Source organism: Virgibacillus sp. JSM 102003, assembly GCF_041949995.1.
In the GTDB taxonomy this organism is placed as follows: domain Bacteria; phylum Bacillota; class Bacilli; order Bacillales; family Amphibacillaceae; genus Lentibacillus.
Map to the genome: position 1 here is coordinate 16,990 of NZ_JBHFQH010000026.1, position 17,223 is coordinate 34,212.

Annotated in this window: 16 protein-coding genes, 2 rRNA genes and 1 other annotated feature; all 18 genes read right to left on the minus strand. The window is 38.8% G+C overall.

The annotated features are described in order from the left end of the window. Nucleotides 1-122: 122 nt before the first annotated feature. Complete coding sequence (secE, locus tag ACE1TG_RS19215) at nucleotides 123-302, minus strand: preprotein translocase subunit SecE (RefSeq protein WP_092494528.1); 180 nt, start codon at nucleotides 300-302, stop codon at nucleotides 123-125. 34 nt (nucleotides 303-336) lie between these two features. Beyond that, the gene (gene rpmG, locus ACE1TG_RS19220; protein WP_375054016.1) at nucleotides 337-486 is read right to left on the minus strand and encodes a 50S ribosomal protein L33; all 150 of its coding nucleotides are present in this window, start codon (nucleotides 484-486) and stop codon (nucleotides 337-339) included. Between the two features lie 60 nt (nucleotides 487-546). Then, on the minus strand, nucleotides 547-1,206 hold the full coding sequence (sigH, locus tag ACE1TG_RS19225; protein WP_375054017.1) for an RNA polymerase sporulation sigma factor SigH: 660 nt from the start codon (nucleotides 1,204-1,206) through the stop codon (nucleotides 547-549). Between the two features lie 624 nt (nucleotides 1,207-1,830). After that, on the minus strand, nucleotides 1,831-2,340 hold the full coding sequence (locus ACE1TG_RS19230) for an NYN domain-containing protein (RefSeq protein WP_375054030.1): 510 nt from the start codon (nucleotides 2,338-2,340) through the stop codon (nucleotides 1,831-1,833). Nucleotides 2,341-2,342: 2 nt separating this feature from the next. Next, nucleotides 2,343-3,086, minus strand: a complete 744-nt coding sequence (gene rlmB / locus ACE1TG_RS19235) for a 23S rRNA (guanosine(2251)-2'-O)-methyltransferase RlmB (RefSeq protein ID WP_375054018.1) — start codon at nucleotides 3,084-3,086, stop codon at nucleotides 2,343-2,345. A gap of 2 nt (nucleotides 3,087-3,088) precedes the next feature. Then, complete coding sequence (locus ACE1TG_RS19240) at nucleotides 3,089-3,487, minus strand: Mini-ribonuclease 3 (RefSeq protein ID WP_375054019.1); 399 nt, start codon at nucleotides 3,485-3,487, stop codon at nucleotides 3,089-3,091. Continuing rightward, nucleotides 3,477-4,889: a cysteine--tRNA ligase gene (gene cysS, locus ACE1TG_RS19245; protein WP_375054020.1), complete on the minus strand. Its 1,413-nt coding sequence runs from the start codon at nucleotides 4,887-4,889 to the stop codon at nucleotides 3,477-3,479. The genes ACE1TG_RS19240 and cysS overlap by 11 nt, the downstream gene beginning before the upstream one ends. Next, nucleotides 4,870-5,538, minus strand: a complete 669-nt coding sequence (cysE, locus tag ACE1TG_RS19250; protein ID WP_375054021.1) for a serine O-acetyltransferase — start codon at nucleotides 5,536-5,538, stop codon at nucleotides 4,870-4,872. The genes cysS and cysE overlap by 20 nt, the downstream gene beginning before the upstream one ends. A gap of 61 nt (nucleotides 5,539-5,599) precedes the next feature. Beyond that, nucleotides 5,600-5,815 (minus strand) — a binding site (T-box leader). Nucleotides 5,816-5,858: 43 nt separating this feature from the next. Further along, a complete protein-coding gene (gltX, locus tag ACE1TG_RS19255) occupies nucleotides 5,859-7,328 on the minus strand; it encodes a glutamate--tRNA ligase (protein WP_375054022.1) in 1,470 nt (489 codons plus the stop codon). Between the two features lie 116 nt (nucleotides 7,329-7,444). Further along, a complete protein-coding gene (locus tag ACE1TG_RS19260) occupies nucleotides 7,445-8,542 on the minus strand; it encodes a PIN/TRAM domain-containing protein (protein WP_092494537.1) in 1,098 nt (365 codons plus the stop codon). Between the two features lie 196 nt (nucleotides 8,543-8,738). Next, nucleotides 8,739-10,112 (minus strand): DNA repair protein RadA, encoded by a 1,374-nt coding sequence (gene radA, locus ACE1TG_RS19265; RefSeq protein ID WP_375054023.1) that lies wholly within the window; start codon nucleotides 10,110-10,112, stop codon nucleotides 8,739-8,741. 917 nt (nucleotides 10,113-11,029) lie between these two features. Next, the gene (clpC, locus tag ACE1TG_RS19270; RefSeq protein ID WP_375054024.1) at nucleotides 11,030-13,462 is read right to left on the minus strand and encodes an ATP-dependent protease ATP-binding subunit ClpC; all 2,433 of its coding nucleotides are present in this window, start codon (nucleotides 13,460-13,462) and stop codon (nucleotides 11,030-11,032) included. Between the two features lie 16 nt (nucleotides 13,463-13,478). Then, nucleotides 13,479-14,543: a protein-arginine kinase McsB gene (gene mcsB, locus ACE1TG_RS19275; RefSeq protein WP_375054025.1), complete on the minus strand. Its 1,065-nt coding sequence runs from the start codon at nucleotides 14,541-14,543 to the stop codon at nucleotides 13,479-13,481. Continuing rightward, the gene (gene mcsA, locus ACE1TG_RS19280) at nucleotides 14,540-15,076 is read right to left on the minus strand and encodes a protein-arginine kinase activator protein McsA (protein WP_375054026.1); all 537 of its coding nucleotides are present in this window, start codon (nucleotides 15,074-15,076) and stop codon (nucleotides 14,540-14,542) included. Before mcsA ends, mcsB begins: the two co-directional genes overlap by 4 nt. A gap of 14 nt (nucleotides 15,077-15,090) precedes the next feature. Beyond that, nucleotides 15,091-15,558 carry a CtsR family transcriptional regulator gene (locus ACE1TG_RS19285; protein WP_375054027.1) on the minus strand — a complete coding sequence of 156 codons (468 nt, stop codon included), beginning with the start codon at nucleotides 15,556-15,558 and terminating at the stop codon, nucleotides 15,091-15,093. 435 nt (nucleotides 15,559-15,993) lie between these two features. Then, nucleotides 15,994-16,692, minus strand: coding sequence for an MgtC/SapB family protein (locus ACE1TG_RS19290; RefSeq protein WP_375054028.1), 699 nt, complete (start codon nucleotides 16,690-16,692; stop codon nucleotides 15,994-15,996). 163 nt (nucleotides 16,693-16,855) lie between these two features. Further along, nucleotides 16,856-16,971: ribosomal RNA gene (gene rrf / locus ACE1TG_RS19295) — 5S ribosomal RNA — on the minus strand. A 126-nt stretch (nucleotides 16,972-17,097) separates the two neighbouring features. Continuing rightward, a 23S ribosomal RNA gene (locus tag ACE1TG_RS19300) occupies nucleotides 17,098-17,223 on the minus strand; the annotation flags it as partial.

The following is a 17,223-nucleotide window of genomic DNA, read 5'->3' on the forward strand; positions in this document are numbered from 1 at the left end:
CAGCAGGAACGTGTTTACACTTTGTTAACTGCTGAAAAGTAATGCAATATTAAAAAACCCGTTTGCACCGGGTTTTTTTAAATCGAAATATTATATTCCATTATAACATATTTATAGCTTAATTATTCAAAAAATGAACTTAAAATTTCGGAAATGCCAAGATCTATTACCGTGAAAAACAATGCCACAAACACTACTGTTGAAATAACAGTTATGGTGTAACTAGTTAATTCACGACCTTTTGGCCAGCTTACTTTTTTCATTTCCCGAGATACATTCTTAAAAAATTGAACAAGATTCATGCTTGTACCCCCAAACTCTACCCGAAGAGTGCTATTATTTCGTCTCACGGTGCAATGTATGCTTCCCACATGTTTTGCAGTACTTTTTAACTTCCATACGCATAGGTTGTGTGGATACATTTTTACTAGTTGTATAGTTTCTATTTGAACAAATTGCACACGCTAATGTTATTTTTTTATTCACTTTATCACCCCTATGCAGGGTTTTTTACTCATATAACTGTAGCATGGTTACCACGATGTGTCAACGGCTGTTATATGCTGTTTCATTCGATTCCAGGAGCTGCTCCAGTTTACGTTTCACCCGCTGCAAAGCATTATCTATCGATTTTACGTGGCGTTTTAATTGGACTGAAATCTCCTGATAGGTTTGTCCATCCAAATATAAACGCAACACTTCTTTTTCTAACTCGCTTAGTAACTCTGACAATCTAGTTTCCATATCACCAAATTTTTCTCTGTTTACGAGTAATTCCTGGGGATCAATTGCCTTTGAACCCGCTACAACATCCAGCAATGTCCTGTCTGATTCTTCATCGTAAATTGGTTTATCAAGTGATACATACGAATTAAGAGGTATGTGTTTTTGTCTTGTAGCTGTTTTAATTGCTGTAATAATTTGTCGGGTCACACAAAGTTCAGCAAACGCTTTAAATGATGATAGCTTGTCCCCATCATAGTCGCGAATTGCCTTATACAGACCTATCATGCCTTCTTGTATAATATCCTCTTTGTCTGCACCAATAATGAAATAAGTCCGTGCTTTAGCTCGTACAAAATTTATATATTTATTTATTAAAAAATCCAGTGCTTGACTATTCCCTCCATGCACAAGAAGGATAATACTATCATCATCCAGCATTTTTAGGCTTTGGTTCTTTTCTGCCGCTAGCTTAACACTCACCAAAAATGACCCCCCGACTACAGTGTAGTCAATTTAAACGTATTATACAGTAAGCGCTTTACTAACGTCAATACTAACTGCCAATTACTAGAAAACTTGCTTGTCGTGAATGGTTTATTTATCAAAGCGTGATACAGATGGTAATTCTGAGTTGCAGAACCACGGGGGGGGTCTTTAACTGCTTATAAAAGAGTTAATTACTCAACTTTGGCATCTATAGAAAAAGTTCAAACGGTTATCTTGATAATCTTTGAACGTTTTTTGTACACAAGAATAAATACGTGACAGCACCACACTAGTCCGGGTGAGCGGGAGGGCGGTGACTCCCTTTCGAATAGCACGTGCCTTTTATTTTTTCAGCGGACACAGGAGCCCTTATTTCTATAAGAAAGTAACCTTTTCGAACTTATCCGGACACAGAAGATCTTATTTTACCAATCTCATGGTAAATAGAGGGCATTTGTGCTAAATAAGACCTCTGGTGTCCGGCAACACCACCATTAGAGGGCATTTCTGCCAAATAAGGTCTCTGGTGTCCGCAAAACCTCGACCTTGATAGATGGGCAGCTGCATACTCAGCAGCCATGCTGGTTTCATAATGACAAAAAAAGTGGAGAACCAGGATCACTTGTCCCCTCGTCTCCACTTTTCAAATTTTTCTTGTACTTCTTTTTTTAATGGGATTTTAATTTTAGGTTGTATCTGCTTGTGAACTTCTATATCTTTTTCAATCTCTCTTTCAATATCCTTGAATTCAATATATAATTCTCTCGCTGACTTCCGTAAAGCGCCACGCCCAAATATAGTTCGCTGTTCTGCGTAGTCTGATGTTGCTACGTACACTTGATTTTTAACGTTCTTTAATCCTTTAACAAGCCTTTCAATACATTCGTCGGCTGTTTCGTTTTCTTTTGTGTAAATAACCTCAACCTTGTATGACTTATACTTGCTTTCGATCCCTTTTACATAGTACGCATCAAATACAATGATAACCCGTGAACCTGAATATGACTGATACTCTGCCATACGTTCAATTAACCTGTCCCGTGCCTGTCCGATATCTTTTTCCTTAAGTTTCTGCAGTTCTTCCCACGCTCCGATGATATTATAACCGTCAACAACTAATACAAACATCACTAATCACCAAGCGGAAATCTTTTTCGATAGATTTCATACAACAGCAAGCTGCATGCAACAGATGCGTTTAAGGAGGAAACATGTCCAGTCATAGGAAGGCTAACAGTCCAATCACACTTATCTTTTACCAAACGGCTTATCCCTTTACCTTCATTTCCAATCACAATGGCAATCGATAAGTCACCGTCAAGCTCACGGTAATCCTCCGTACCATCGGCGGCAGTTCCAACAACCCAGACATAACGTTGCTTTAATTCATCAATGGTATTGGCAATATTCGTCACCCTGGCAACAGGAATGTGTTCCAGTGCGCCTGCAGCAGTTTTTGCCACAGTTGAAGTTAAACCAACTGACCTGTGTTTTGGAATAATTACCCCGTGAACACCTGCTGCATCAGCAGTCCTTAAGATTGATCCTAAATTATGAGGATCCTCCAACTCGTCCAGTATAATAAAAAACGGTGTTTCATTTTTGTTCTCTGCTTTATCAAACAGGTCTTCCAAAGAAGCATACTGATAGGATGCCACATAGGCCACAATACCTTGATGTGAACCTTCCACAAGCTGATCGAGCTTCTTTTTGGGCACCTTCTGAATCGTAGTGCCAGCGTTCCTGCTAAGTTTTTGCAGTTTCCCAAACAATTGTTTGTTCAGTTGTTCTGATACTAATACCTTGTTTACTGATCGTCCGGAGTTCAGTGCTTCGATTACAGGGTTTTTGCCGATAATAATCTCCTGATCCATAATTAGCCTTTCCTCCCTTCGCTGAATTGAATTGCTTGTGTTATCAACTCATTTAACCTGCTTTCATTCTTTTGCAAATAATGATAACCGATTAACGCCTCAAACGCCGTACTATAATTATACGCTTGTACACTCGTATTTTTAGGGACTGTCCCAGATTTTGCATTACGCCCTCTGGAAACAACTCCTTCCTCTTCATCAGAAAGGAGTTCCGTTTCCAGCCAATATAAAATAACAGCAGCCTGTGCCTTTGCTGACACAAAAGATATGGCCGATCGATGTAACTGATTTGGTTTCACTTTGCCAGTTTGTAATAAATACTCTCTTACATGGACTTCATAAACAGCATCACCCATGTAAGCAAGAGCTAAACTTTTCATCTGCTTCACGTCAAGACTCATTACGATCCCTTTTCCAGCGGGTTCCTTGTGGCGTATCTTCTAAAATAATATTCTTTTCTTTTAGATTATCGCGTATTTCGTCTGCCCGATTAAAATCACGTTTCTTTCTAGCTTCCACTCGTTCTTGCAATAATGCTTCGATTTCTTCATCGAGTAATTCCTCTTCCTGCTCAATATAAATTCCCAACACATTCAGTAAATTGGTGAAGCTGCTTTGAAATGCCTCGATTACTTTTATGGAGGTGTGTTTTCCCTGCAGATAGAGATTAGCTTCTTTGGTTAAATCGAACAAAACCGAAATTGCATTAGCAGTATTAAAGTCATCATCCATCGATTCCTCAAATTGGCCATTCAGCTCCGTAATTTTTTCCAGCCACTGATCTGCATTTTTATCCATGTCCATACTTGTTTGCTTACGATGCTCTAAGTTGAAGTATGCATTTTTAATACGGTCCAGGCTATTTTTAGCACCTTCCAGCAATTCTTCCGTAAAATTTATCGGATTACGATAGTGAACACTTAGCATAAAGAACCGAACCACCTGTGGGTCATGCTGTTGAATGATATCCCGCGTTAATACAAAGTTACCCAGTGATTTGGACATTTTTTCATTATCTATATTAATGTACCCATTATGCATCCAGTATTTTGCAAAAGATTTACCTGTCATCGCCTCAGACTGCGCGATTTCATTTTCATGATGTGGAAACGCTAAATCCTGCCCACCAGCATGGATATCAATTGTTTCAGCAAGGTATTTTTTGGCCATTGCGGAGCACTCGATATGCCACCCCGGCCTGCCTTGCCCCCACGGGGAGTCCCAAGCTATTTCATCATCCTTTGCTTTTTTCCACAACGCAAAATCAAGCGGGTCCTCTTTTTTCTCACCAACCTTAATTCGTGCACCTGAGCGCAATTCATCAATTGATTGGTGTGATAATTTTCCATATCCATCAAATGAACGAGGCTTAAAATAGACATCCCCGTCAACTTCATATGCATACCCTTTTGCAATTAACGTTTCAATAAAAGTTAAGATATCATTCATTGCTTCAGTAACACGTGGATTATAGGTTGCCTTTTTCACGCCTAGTGATTCAACATCCTCCAAGTAAGCGTCAATAAAGCGATCTGCTACATCTGATACTTCATCACCTAACTCATTTGCCGCTTTAATGATTTTGTCATCAACATCTGTGAAATTTAATACATAGTCGACTTCATATTCCTTATATTCCAGATACCTTCGTACCGTATCAAAAACAATCGCAGGACGTGCATTCCCTATATGAATATAATTGTAGACAGTCGGGCCACACACGTACATGCTGACTCTGCCTTCTTCAAGTGGCTTAAATACTTCTTTTTGACGGGTTAATGTATTATAAATGGTTATCGGCATTTTGCTTCCCTTCTTTCAGCTTGGCTAGTTCTTCTTGTAATGCGTTAATTTCCTCTTGTAGCTGATCACAGCGATCTGCTACAGGATCCGGTAATTTATGGTGGTCGAGATTTTTACGTAATTTTTGACCGTTTTGAACAACAACACGACCAGGAACCCCCACAACCGTTGAGTGATCAGGTACATCTTTTAATACTACCGAACCACCTCCGACCTTTGAACTTTCGCCGATGGTTATAGAGCCAAGCACCTTGGCACCTGTAGCGATAAGGGCATTGTCTTTAATAGTAGGGTGACGTTTTCCTCTTTCCTTGCCTGTGCCACCTAACGTTACTCCCTGAAAAACAGTAACATTATCACCTATTTCGCAGGTTTCACCAATCACCACTCCCATGCCATGGTCTATAAAAAACTTCCTGCCAATTTTCGCACCAGGGTGTATTTCGATACCAGTTAAAAAACGGCTTATTTGTGATATAGCACGCGCAATAAAGTATAATCGACGCTTAAAGAAAAAATGAGCAATACGGTGATTCCAGATTGCATGCAAACCCGAATATGTTAAGCATACTTCGAAATAGTTCCGTGCTGCTGGATCCTGTTCAAAAACCACATCCATATCTTCTTTTATTCGCTTAAAAAATCCCATGATAACAACGCCTCCTTCCCCCGTTCTTTGCATTAAAAAAAAACGCCCTGTGTATTTAATACACAGAGACGCTTATGGCGCGGTTCCACTCTGTTTGGAGATATTGCTTCCCCCAACTTATACTCTAATAACGGCAGAGTACCGCCGTTATGTACATTACTTCCATAACGGGCTCAAAGGTGCATTTCAAAAACGATGCTTTAAATCGCTCGCAGCCTCAGGCGATTCTCTCTGGATAAGTCATCCGTTTTTTACTTCTCCTTATCAACGCTCAATATTGTATTACTACTATATTATATTTTTGGCTCAATGTGAATTAATTAAGCTTCTAATTTCTTTAATACTTTATCCAAACGGCTTATAATGATGTCTTTTCCTAACAATTCGATTGCCATTGGAAGCTCTGGACCATGTGATTGCCCTGTTGTTGCAACACGAATTGGCATAAACAGTTTTTTACCCCTGTGGCCTGTTTCTTTTTGCGTTGCCTTAATTTCTGCTTTAATAGAATCCTTCGTAAAGTCATCCAAATGGATTAGCTTGTCAGCAAAAACCTGCAATACTTCAGGTACCTGTTCCTGTTGCAATACTTCCATTGCACTTTCATCATAATCAATTGATTCCTTGAAAAACAACTCCGTTAACTCAACGATTTCTGCTCCATACCGCAATTGTTCCCGATATAATGTGATAACATTCTCAGCCCATTCCCTTGTAGAAGCATCCATATCTTCAGGTAATCTTCCAGCTTCAATTAGGTGTGGCATGGCTAATTCAATGACTTTCTCAATTTCAGTTGCTTTAATATACTCATTATTCATCCATTTTAATTTATGCTGGTCAAAAATTGCCGCAGACGTTGATAACCGCTCAGGATCAAAAATCTCAATTAATTTTTCTTTATTAAAGATTTCCTCTTCGCCTACCGGAGACCAGCCAAGCAACGTAATAAAGTTAAATAGTGCTTCAGGCAAATAACCTAAGTTATGATATTGTTCAATAAATTGCAGAATATGCTCATCACGTTTGCTCAGCTTTTTACGTTCTTCATTCAATATAAGTGTCATATGACCAAATTTTGGTGTTTCCCATCCAAAGGCATCATACACCATCATTTGTTTAGGCGTGTTGGAAATATGCTCTTCTCCGCGAAGGATATGTGAAATACGCATTAAATGGTCGTCAATCGCAACGGCAAAATTGTATGTTGGTGTACCGCTTTTCTTAACAATGACCCAGTCACCAAAATCACTTGATTCAAACTTTATGTTACCTCTTACAATATCATTAAATGTATAATCCTGATTAGCAGGAACACGCATACGAATACTCGGTTTACGTCCTTCCTGTTCATACCGGGCAATATCTTCTGCTGTCAAATTACTATGTGCACCAGAGTATTTTGGAACTTGTCCTTTAGCGCGTTGTTCTTCCCGTTCCTGATCAAGTTCTTCTTCGGTCATATAACATTTGTAGGCTAATCCCTTTTCAAGCAATTCATCTACGTATTTATCATATATATCCAACCGTTCCATCTGACGATATGGGCCATAGTCTCCACCAATATCAGCACCTTCATCCCATTCGATGCCAAGCCATTTTAAATATTTAAGCTGACTCTCTTCTCCACCAGCAACATTTCGCTTCTCGTCAGTATCCTCCGTCCGGATAATAAATTTTCCATCAAAATGCTTAGCGAATAAGTAATTAAATAGTGCAGTCCGCGCATTTCCTATGTGCAAATTACCAGTAGGACTTGGCGCATAACGAACACGAACTTGATCTGTCATGTTGGGTACCCCTTTCTATTAATTAACAATATATATCACACAGTACATTCAGTATTAGAAAAAGTGATAACATATTTACGTTATCACTTTTCCATCCTCTATAAGTTATACCTTTTTTACAGTGCTTTTTCAAGTAATTTCGGTTTAGCAAAAATCATTCGTCCTGCAGATGTTTGCAGAACACTAGTAATAAGTACCTCAATTGTTTTACCGATGTAATCGCGGCCTTCTTCCACAACAATCATGGTGCCATCATCTAAATAAGCAATACCCTGGTTTTGCTCTTTACCATCTTTAATTACTTGTACCATTAGTTCTTCACCAGGAAGCACTACTGGTTTCACAGCATTTGCCAGATCGTTGATATTTAGCACATGGACACCTTGAAGGTCACATACTTTGTTCAAATTAAAGTCATTTGTAACAACGATACCATTAATCACTTTTGCTAGTTTTATCAGTTTACTGTCAACTTCCTGAATCTCTTCAAAGTCACCTTCGTAAATCTCAACTTTAACCGGTAATTCTTTTTGAATACGATTCAAAACGTCCAACCCACGTCGTCCGCGGTTACGTTTCAATACATCTGATGAGTCAGCAATATGCTGTAATTCTCCTAATACAAACTGCGGAATTACAATGGTTCCTTCTAAGAAACTAGTTTGGCAAATATCCGCGATACGACCATCAATAATAACACTTGTATCTAAGATTTTAGCCTTAGGCTGTGTCTGTTCACTAGAGTCACCATCAGTTGCAGTCCGCTTCTCGCGTTCCTTCTTACTAATGTTTAATAAGTTCACGAATTCCTCTCTTCGTCTAAAACCAACCTGAAAACCAAAGTAACCAAGTAAAATGGTAACAAACAACGGAATTACCTGTGAAACAAACTCAATATCAATATCTTTCAGTGCAATATTGATCAGATATGCAACAACTAAACCAATAATTAATCCCAGGCTGCCAAAAAACAAATCGCCAACAGGCACTTTAATAAGTGCCTCCTCAATCCACCTTAATAATCCGACAATATAATCGGCCAGCCAATAAGAAATAAGAGATAGTATAATTGCACCTAAAACTAAACCAACATATGGGGATGCTACCCAACTTGCATCTGTAAAATCTAATAATTCTATAATATCCGGTATATATAAATACCCAATGGTACCTCCACTAATAATAAAAAATAAATGGACAATCTTTTTCAGCACCACCGTCACCTCCTATCTTTTTATTATTACCTATTTTTTTAAAAATAACCCTAAATAAAAATAATCTTGGAAGTGTAAAAAACTTATAATATCAACTAAACCATAGCATAACTACAATTAACAGTCAATTTAATAAACTATAAATCTTAACACACGACATTATACCTGTCAATTAATTTCACACTGAATTAATTGCTTATCTATCCAGTCCAATATCCAACGCTTCTTGTACAGTATTAACACCAACAACCTGTATCGATTCAGGTGCTTTCCAGCCCTCCAGATTTTTCTTTGGACAAATGACCCGTTTAAATCCCAGTTTTGCCGCTTCCTGTACACGTTGCTCAATTCGGGACACTCGCCTGATTTCTCCTGTCAGTCCTACCTCTCCAATAATAATATCCTCAGGCTTGGTAGGCTGATCACGGAAACTCGACGCAATACTTACCGCAACCGCTAAGTCTATTGCGGGTTCGTCAAGCTTCACTCCTCCAGCTACTTTAATATAGGCATCCTGATTCTGCAGCATTAATCCAACACGTTTCTCTAATACTGCCATTAACAATGGAACACGATTTGAGTCAATTCCTGTTGCCATTCGCCTTGGGTTCCCAAAACTTGTCGGTGATATTAATGCCTGAATCTCAACAAGAACAGGTCTTGTCCCCTCCATTGAGGCAACAACAGTTGATCCTGACGTACCCTGAGAGCGTTCCTCAAGAAAAATTTCAGAAGGATTCAGCACTTCTCGAAGGCCTTCTTCCTTCATTTCAAATATTCCCATTTCATGTGTACTGCCAAAACGATTTTTAACCCCGCGTAAAATACGATGTGTATGATGCTGCTCCCCTTCAAAATAAAGAACTGCATCAACCATATGTTCAAGCATTCGTGGTCCTGCAATGGCTCCCTCTTTTGTTACGTGTCCCACAATAAAGATTGGAATTCCATTTGTTTTGGCAATCCTCATTAATTCACTCGTACACTCACGGACTTGCGATACACTCCCTGGTGCACTTGTAACTTCTTCACGAAAAATAGTTTGTATAGAATCAATTACTACAAAAGACGGTTTAATTTGTTCAATTTGGTTAGCAATATCAAGTAAATTAGTTTCGGCCAGTACATATAACAAATCAGACTTGACACCTAATCGGTCTGCTCGGAGCTTCGTTTGGCGAGTAGATTCCTCACCGGATATATAAAGAACCGGCAGTTGCTTCTCAGCTAATTGGGATGAGATCTGTAATAGTAATGTAGATTTTCCGATACCTGGATCACCGCCAATTAGCGCTAGTGAACCTGGAACAATACCTCCGCCAAGTACACGATTAAACTCCATCATCGTTGTTGTCATACGTGGTTCTTTCTCTGATTCAATTGCTGTAATACTCTCAGGTTTTTGGGCAGCTTTTGCCCCCCCACCTACTGTATGTCTGTTTTTCATACTTGATGCTTCAATTTCTTCTACTAATGTGTTCCAATTATGACAACCTGGACATTTACCCATCCATTTTGCAGATTCATAGCCACAATCCTGACAAACAAACTTCACTTTTCGTTTTGCCAATGTGATTCAACCCTTTCAGTTCACCTTCTATTCTATACGAAAAACGTAACATGAAGGTTACAGAATTCTATCAATTAAAGAAAAAAATTTACATACTTATGCCACAATAACTAGTTTAACATCTTTCCTTGTTAAGTGTGATGAATCAGAAATCCTGACTAATCGCTAATAGTATTCTGATGTTTTGCTATGTTAAGAGTAAGAGCTTTCTAACTGTAAAGGCTCTTTTAGTAAGGTTGCTTTTATTATCACAAAAGATATATGATGCGAAGTACTGAAAAACTTTTATTTAAGCTTCTTTCCCTTCTCTTAAATGAAGGTTGAGTGCTTCGATTCGTTCCGGCAGAATACTTCGCTTTCCATGGGCACGACCTCAGCCTCCTTGCCCCGGCAAGGGGTATGCCGACGTTGTCCGCAAAGGACGGTTTTAGTCGGCCTTCATTTAATCGCTTCTTCCGGGGTCTTCGGAACGTGCTGTTCCCATAGGAGTCTGCGCATTCTGCCTCCACTGGAAGAGGCTTCTTGATTAGAGCTTGAAGTGTTCCCTATGGCTATAGCTAAGAAGATTAAGTAAAAGCAATCCCAGCGGAGGAAATACACGTAGACTCCTGTGGGAGCTTGTGCCTAGATGAGACTATGCAGCGACGTAGGAGCAAGAAGGCTCATCAGCCGCCCTAGGTGCGCGAAGTGTATTTCCGCAGCGGTATAATAGCACTCTTTTTTTAGTAAGGTACTTCGCATTTTATATCTTATGTGTACAAAATACTTTAATCAATGTTGTCGAGGCAACAATTTTAAAAATTTATAAGCTTATTCTATAAATACGAAAGGTGAGTTAATATCAATAAACTTTTAAATATTGCTTAAAAAAGCTGAAAGGGAGTTCCCTTTCAGCTTTTTGCAGGATATTTATTTGTTTAGGTTAAGACAATAAATTCTCCCTTGTTATTTAACCCTATTTTTACTTTTTCACCTTTTGAGATTGTTTCTTTCAGCAATTCTTCAGATAGTAAATCCTCTATATTTTTTTGAATGGATCTGCGTAATGGGCGTGCCCCGTATTCAGGGTTAAATCCTTCATTAGCAATCTTTTCAATCGCTTTATCGGTAAGTGTAAATTCGATTTCCTGTTGTTTCAAGCGATTTTGCAATTGTTTAACCATTAGTGTCACAATATCTTTCATGTGTTTCCGTTCTAATGAATGGAATACAATCGTTTCATCAATTCGATTCAAGAACTCTGGCCTAAATGCCTTTTTCAACTCTTCGGTTACTTTGGTTTTCATATTATTGTAATCCTGATTCTCTTCTTCCAAGTTAAAACCAACATATTTATTCCGTCTCAACTCATCTGCACCTACGTTAGAAGTCATGATGAGAACAGTATTACGAAAATCAATGACGCGGCCTTTTGAATCAGTTAATCGACCATCCTCAAGCACCTGCAGTAAGATATTGAATACTTCCGGGTGGGCTTTCTCAACCTCATCTAATAATACAACGGAATATGGCTTTCTTCGTACTTTCTCCGTAAGCTGACCACCTTCTTCATAACCTACATATCCAGGCGGGGAACCTACAAGACGGGAAGTTGAATGTTTTTCCATGTATTCAGACATATCAATTCGAATCATCGCTTCCTCATCAGCAAACATTGCCTCAGCTAACGCACGTGCAAGCTCGGTTTTACCAACCCCTGTTGGACCTAGGAAAATGAATGAACCAATCGGACGTTTAGGATCTTTTAACCCAGCACGAGCACGGCGGATTGCTTTTGATACTGCGTTTACGGACTCTTCTTGACCAATTACACGGTCATGTAGTGTTTTTTCCAGATTTAACAGACGATCACTTTCATCTTTGGTAAGATTAGAAACAGGCACACCAGTCCATGTAGAAACAACCTTAGCAATATCTTCTACCGATACCTCTGAAGTTTCCTGACCTTGTTTTTCTTTCCACTTACTCTTGGTTTCTTCTAATTCTTCACGCAGACGCTGTTCTGAATCACGTAGCGACGCAGCCTTTTCAAATTCCTGACTTTGTACTGCGGAGTCCTTCTCTTTACGAACTTCTTCCAGCTTCTGTTCCAATTCTTTTAAATTTGGCGGAATGGTATACGAACGCAATCGAACTTTAGATCCTGCTTCATCGATTAAATCAATGGCCTTATCTGGTAAAAACCGATCGGTAATATAACGGTTTGACAGATTTGCCGCTGCTTCTACAGCCTCATCCGGAATTGTCACACGATGATGGGCCTCATAGCGATCACGTAACCCCTTCAAAATCTGAACTGTTTCTTCCAATGTTGGCTCATCTACCTGTATTGGCTGGAATCTCCGTTCTAGCGCAGCATCTTTTTCAATATATTTTCGGTATTCATCAAGTGTAGTGGCACCAATACACTGCAGTTCGCCACGGGATAATGCTGGTTTAAGAATATTGGACGCATCAATAGCACCTTCTGCTCCACCAGCCCCAATTAATGTATGCAATTCATCGATGAACAGGATTATGTTGCCTGCCTGACGAATTTCCTCCATCACTTTTTTAAGCCGGTCTTCAAATTCACCACGATATTTGGTTCCTGCAACAACCGTTCCCATATCTAGTGTCATAACACGTTTATCACGTAGAGTTTCTGGAATCTCATTATCGACTATTTGCTGAGCCAATCCTTCAGCAACAGCTGTCTTACCGACACCCGGCTCTCCGATTAAGACAGGATTGTTTTTAGTCCGACGGCTAAGTACTTGAATTACTCTTTCAATTTCTTTTCCACGGCCAATAACCGGATCAACATTTCCTTCTTTTGCACTAACTGTTAAGTCACGTGCAAGTGAGTCCAATGTTGGAGTGTTTGCACTAGATGCCTGTGCATTACCACGTCCCTGGCGACCTGCTTGCGATTCGTTGCTGCCTAATAGCTGCAGAACTTGTTGCCGTGCCTTATTCAGGCTAACACCAAGGTTATTAAGAACACGTGCTGCAACGCCTTCCCCTTCACGAATTAAACCTAACAGAATATGTTCTGTCCCCACATAGGAATGACCTAGCTTACGCGCCTCATCCTGAGATAACTCAACTACTTTTTTGGCACGAGGTGTATAATGAATCGTTTGCATCGGCTGTTTGCCTACACCAATTAGCTTCTCCACTTCTTCCTGTATTTTTGGAACCTCTAATCCTAATGATTGCAATGCTTTTGCAGCAATACCTTCCCCTTCACGAACAAGCCCTAACAATACATGCTCTGTACCAATATTATTGTGGCCCAGTCGTACTGCTTCTTCCTGGGATAATGCCAACACTTTTTGAGCTCTTTCCGTAAAACGTCCAAACATCATATCAATTTCCTCCTACCTATTTCTCTAATTGCAGCCGTTCACGAACTAGTGATGCTCTAAACACATCTCGTTCACCCGCTGTTAAAGTCTTTTTTGCATATTGCTGTAAAAAACCAGGTTGCGTGAGAACCATTAACTCACTAAGTATATTACGTGGTACTTTTTCTATAATTCCCAAATCAATTCCCAGCCGAACATTTGATAGACATTTTGCGGCTTCTTTTGATTCCAGTATTCTACTATATTCCAAGACCCCGTATGAGCGATAAATTCTGTTCTCTAATTTAGTACTCGACTGATCCATTATTCTATTTCTGGCATTCCGTTCATGTTCAATTAACTGTTGGACAACACTTTGTAAATCCTCAACAATATCTTCTTCAGACTTACCAAGTGTAATCTGATTGGAAATTTGAAAGATATTTCCAATAGCTTCGCTTCCCTCACCATAAATTCCACGAACTACAAGCCCAAGCTGATTAATTGACGGTATCATCCGATTGATTTGCTGGGTCCAGGCTAATGCTGGAAGATGCATCATAACAGATGCCCGCATCCCTGTTCCAACATTTGTCGGGCAAGTCGTTAAATAGCCATGTTTTTCATCAAATGCATAATCAATTTTTTCCTCCAGCCAATCATCAAATTCAAAAGCTTTTTCAAGTGCCTCTTTTAATTGAAACCCGGGGAAATAAAGCTGGGCCCGGATGTGATCCTCTTCATTTATCATAACAGATACTTGCTCATTTCTTGAAATGAGTGTTGCTGCAAAATCTCCGTGTTCTACTAGATGCGGGCTAATTAAATGTTTTTCAACCAAAACACGTTTTTCCACCGGTTTTAATTCACTGAGTGGTATAAATTCGAAATTCTGATAATCCTGAAATGACTTCTGTTCATATTCATCTTGGATAAACTTACTGATACTTTGCAGATCCTTCTGGTTAGCTAATATTGGATAGGAGTAATCTGCAAAATTACGAGCCAATCTAATCCGGCTGCTTAAAACAATATCACTGTCAGGGCCATCTTCTCTCATCCATGGACTAATAGCTTCATTCATAAATTGTTGTAAGGTCATGTTTTATCACCTCGCATCTGTTTTTCCAATTCCTTAATTTCATCCCGGACCTTTGCAGCATCCTCGAAAGCCTCATTTTCAATTAGACGGTGCAGTTCTGCCTTATGTGACTCTATTTCCTTCTTCAAATGCAAATCTCCACCTTTACGGGTAGGGATTTTGCCATGATGCTTCGTATTTCCGCTATGCACACGACGAAGAATTGGGTCCAGACGTTCTGAAAAAGTCCGGTAGCATTCGGCACAGCCAAACTTACCGACACGTTTAAATTCAGAAAACGTCATTTTACATTGCGGGCACTGCAAATCTTCAGCCTGTTTATGTGATGAGCCTTTTGGACTGTCTATAGATGAAGAATCAAAGTTGAATAAACCGGATAATAAATTATGAAGAGAATACGCTTCTTCAGGATAGGACATATATCCTTTTTCTTTTGCACAGACTTCACAAACGTGTACTTCTGTTTTATTCCCATTTATAACTTGTGAAAAATGGAGGGTAGCTTGCCGTTTATGGCACTCTTGGCATTCCATTATTATCTCCCCCTTTATTTGTTTAAATATTTTAAAGTCGACAGCATCGAGGTTAATACACGGGCACGAACCTCATCGCGCAATGGCAATTGAAATGCCAGTGTATTTCTGCCAATTGCGCTTAAGATAATTTTGGCTTCACGCTCTGTAACAATTTCTTCTTCCAGCAACCTTTCCAGTATATCAAGTGCAGCCTGCTGTGTTACTTGGGGATTTATCATTTCTATAATATCATCAATTAATTCAGACTTGTCCTGATGCTGAATCCGGATAATCCGAATATAACCTCCACCACCACGCTTACTTTCAACTATATATCCTTTTTCCACAGTAAAGCGTGTATTAATCACGTAGTTAATTTGTGATGGGACACAATGAAATTGATCAGCAATCTCACTTCGCTTGATCTCAATCGCATCCTGCCTTGCAGCCTCCAGAATTTTCTTTAAATGTTGTTCAATTATATCTGAAATGTTGCTCATAGACTCTCCCCCACCTTCATCTTATGATTTACACTTATATGTCTTTCCTGCTCTTTTTAAAAATTATTGACTTTGACTAACTTTGACTATATTTTAATTATACTTTAAATTAATTCATATGCAAATACAATGTTCTATACTTATTTTAGACAACTTGAAGATAAATGAAACATTAGAAAACTCAGCTTATCGTAATGCCTTAATAAGATATGCCTTATATTGCACCTATGCAGTAAGAAAGGATTTATACTTTCTTAACTGCTTAGAAAACTTGGTGGTTTATTGCAAAAGAAAACCTTATGAAAGGATAATTCTATTTTATAGAATCCGAATATTCGGATTGCAAGCTATAAAAATGAGATTTTTCATTGCAGAAGGTATTTTTTCTTAATCGCTAAAAAAACCTTACGAAATTTTATCGCAAGGTTCTTAATCTTATTTTCGCTCGATTATATTTTTGACATGTTTTAGATTTGAAACTTCAGCGAACAATGATACCCGATCTAAATCAGGATCCCGATCAATCTTAATAAAGATATTACGAAGATCATTATCAACCCGTTCAATTTCAACTTGCTTAATCGATAAATTGTACGCTTCAAAGATTGATACAATATTATTAATTTTTAAATCAGGCAACGCAACAATTTCAATTAAGTAAGATGATCGACCTTTAGTAAATAGCTTTTCAAAATTGTTTAGAAATACTAAACTCAACAAAATAATTAGTGTTGTAAACAATGCTGGGGCATACATTCCAGCACCAACAACTAATCCCAATCCAGCAACTGCCCATATAGATGCTGCAGTAGTTAGCCCACGGATAGTCATTCCATTAACAATAATAGTCCCTGCTCCAAGAAAACCGATTCCGCTTATAACATAAGAAGGTATACGTGCAGGATCAAATCGAATATTATCGTATTCGCCAATAAATTCTTCAAAACCATATAGAGATAATAACATCATCAAACAGGAGCCAACTCCCACCAAAATATGGGTACGAAATCCTGCTGAGTGATTTTTTAGTTCTCGTTCAAACCCAATTAAGCCTGAAAGTAATAAAGCAATCAGTACGCGAACCATAATAATTAAAAAATTTTCGCCAAAAAATTGATCTATATATTCAATCATCGTCCACTGCCCTCCTTACTACTATATATATCCCTTTATTTTAAACTAAATTACTTAAAGTGAATAGTATTTGCTTGAGTCATTAATAAGGTAAAAGCCAATTTAAAAACTTCTCATATAGAAAAAAGCTAAGACACAATATTGTATCTTAGCTTTCTATAATGCCTGGCGGCGTCCTACTCTTGCAGGGGCAAAGCCCCAACTACCATCGGCGCTGGAGAGCTTAACTACTGTGTTCGGCATGGGAACAGGTGTGTCCTCTCCGCTAATGCTACCAGACATGTCCTTAAATTGAAAGACAAAATATATTATATGCATTTTCAAGAAAAAATGCAAGGGTTTTTTGTAATTTTATACCCTAAAAACTAAATAAGAGCTTCACAACAACGTTTTATCCAGTATTGATTAGTTAAGTCCTCGATCTATTAGTATCCGTCAGCTCCACGTGTCACCACGCTTCCACCTCGGACCTATCAACCTCATCGTCTCTGAGGGATCTTACTCACTCGAAGTGATGGGAAGTCTCATCTT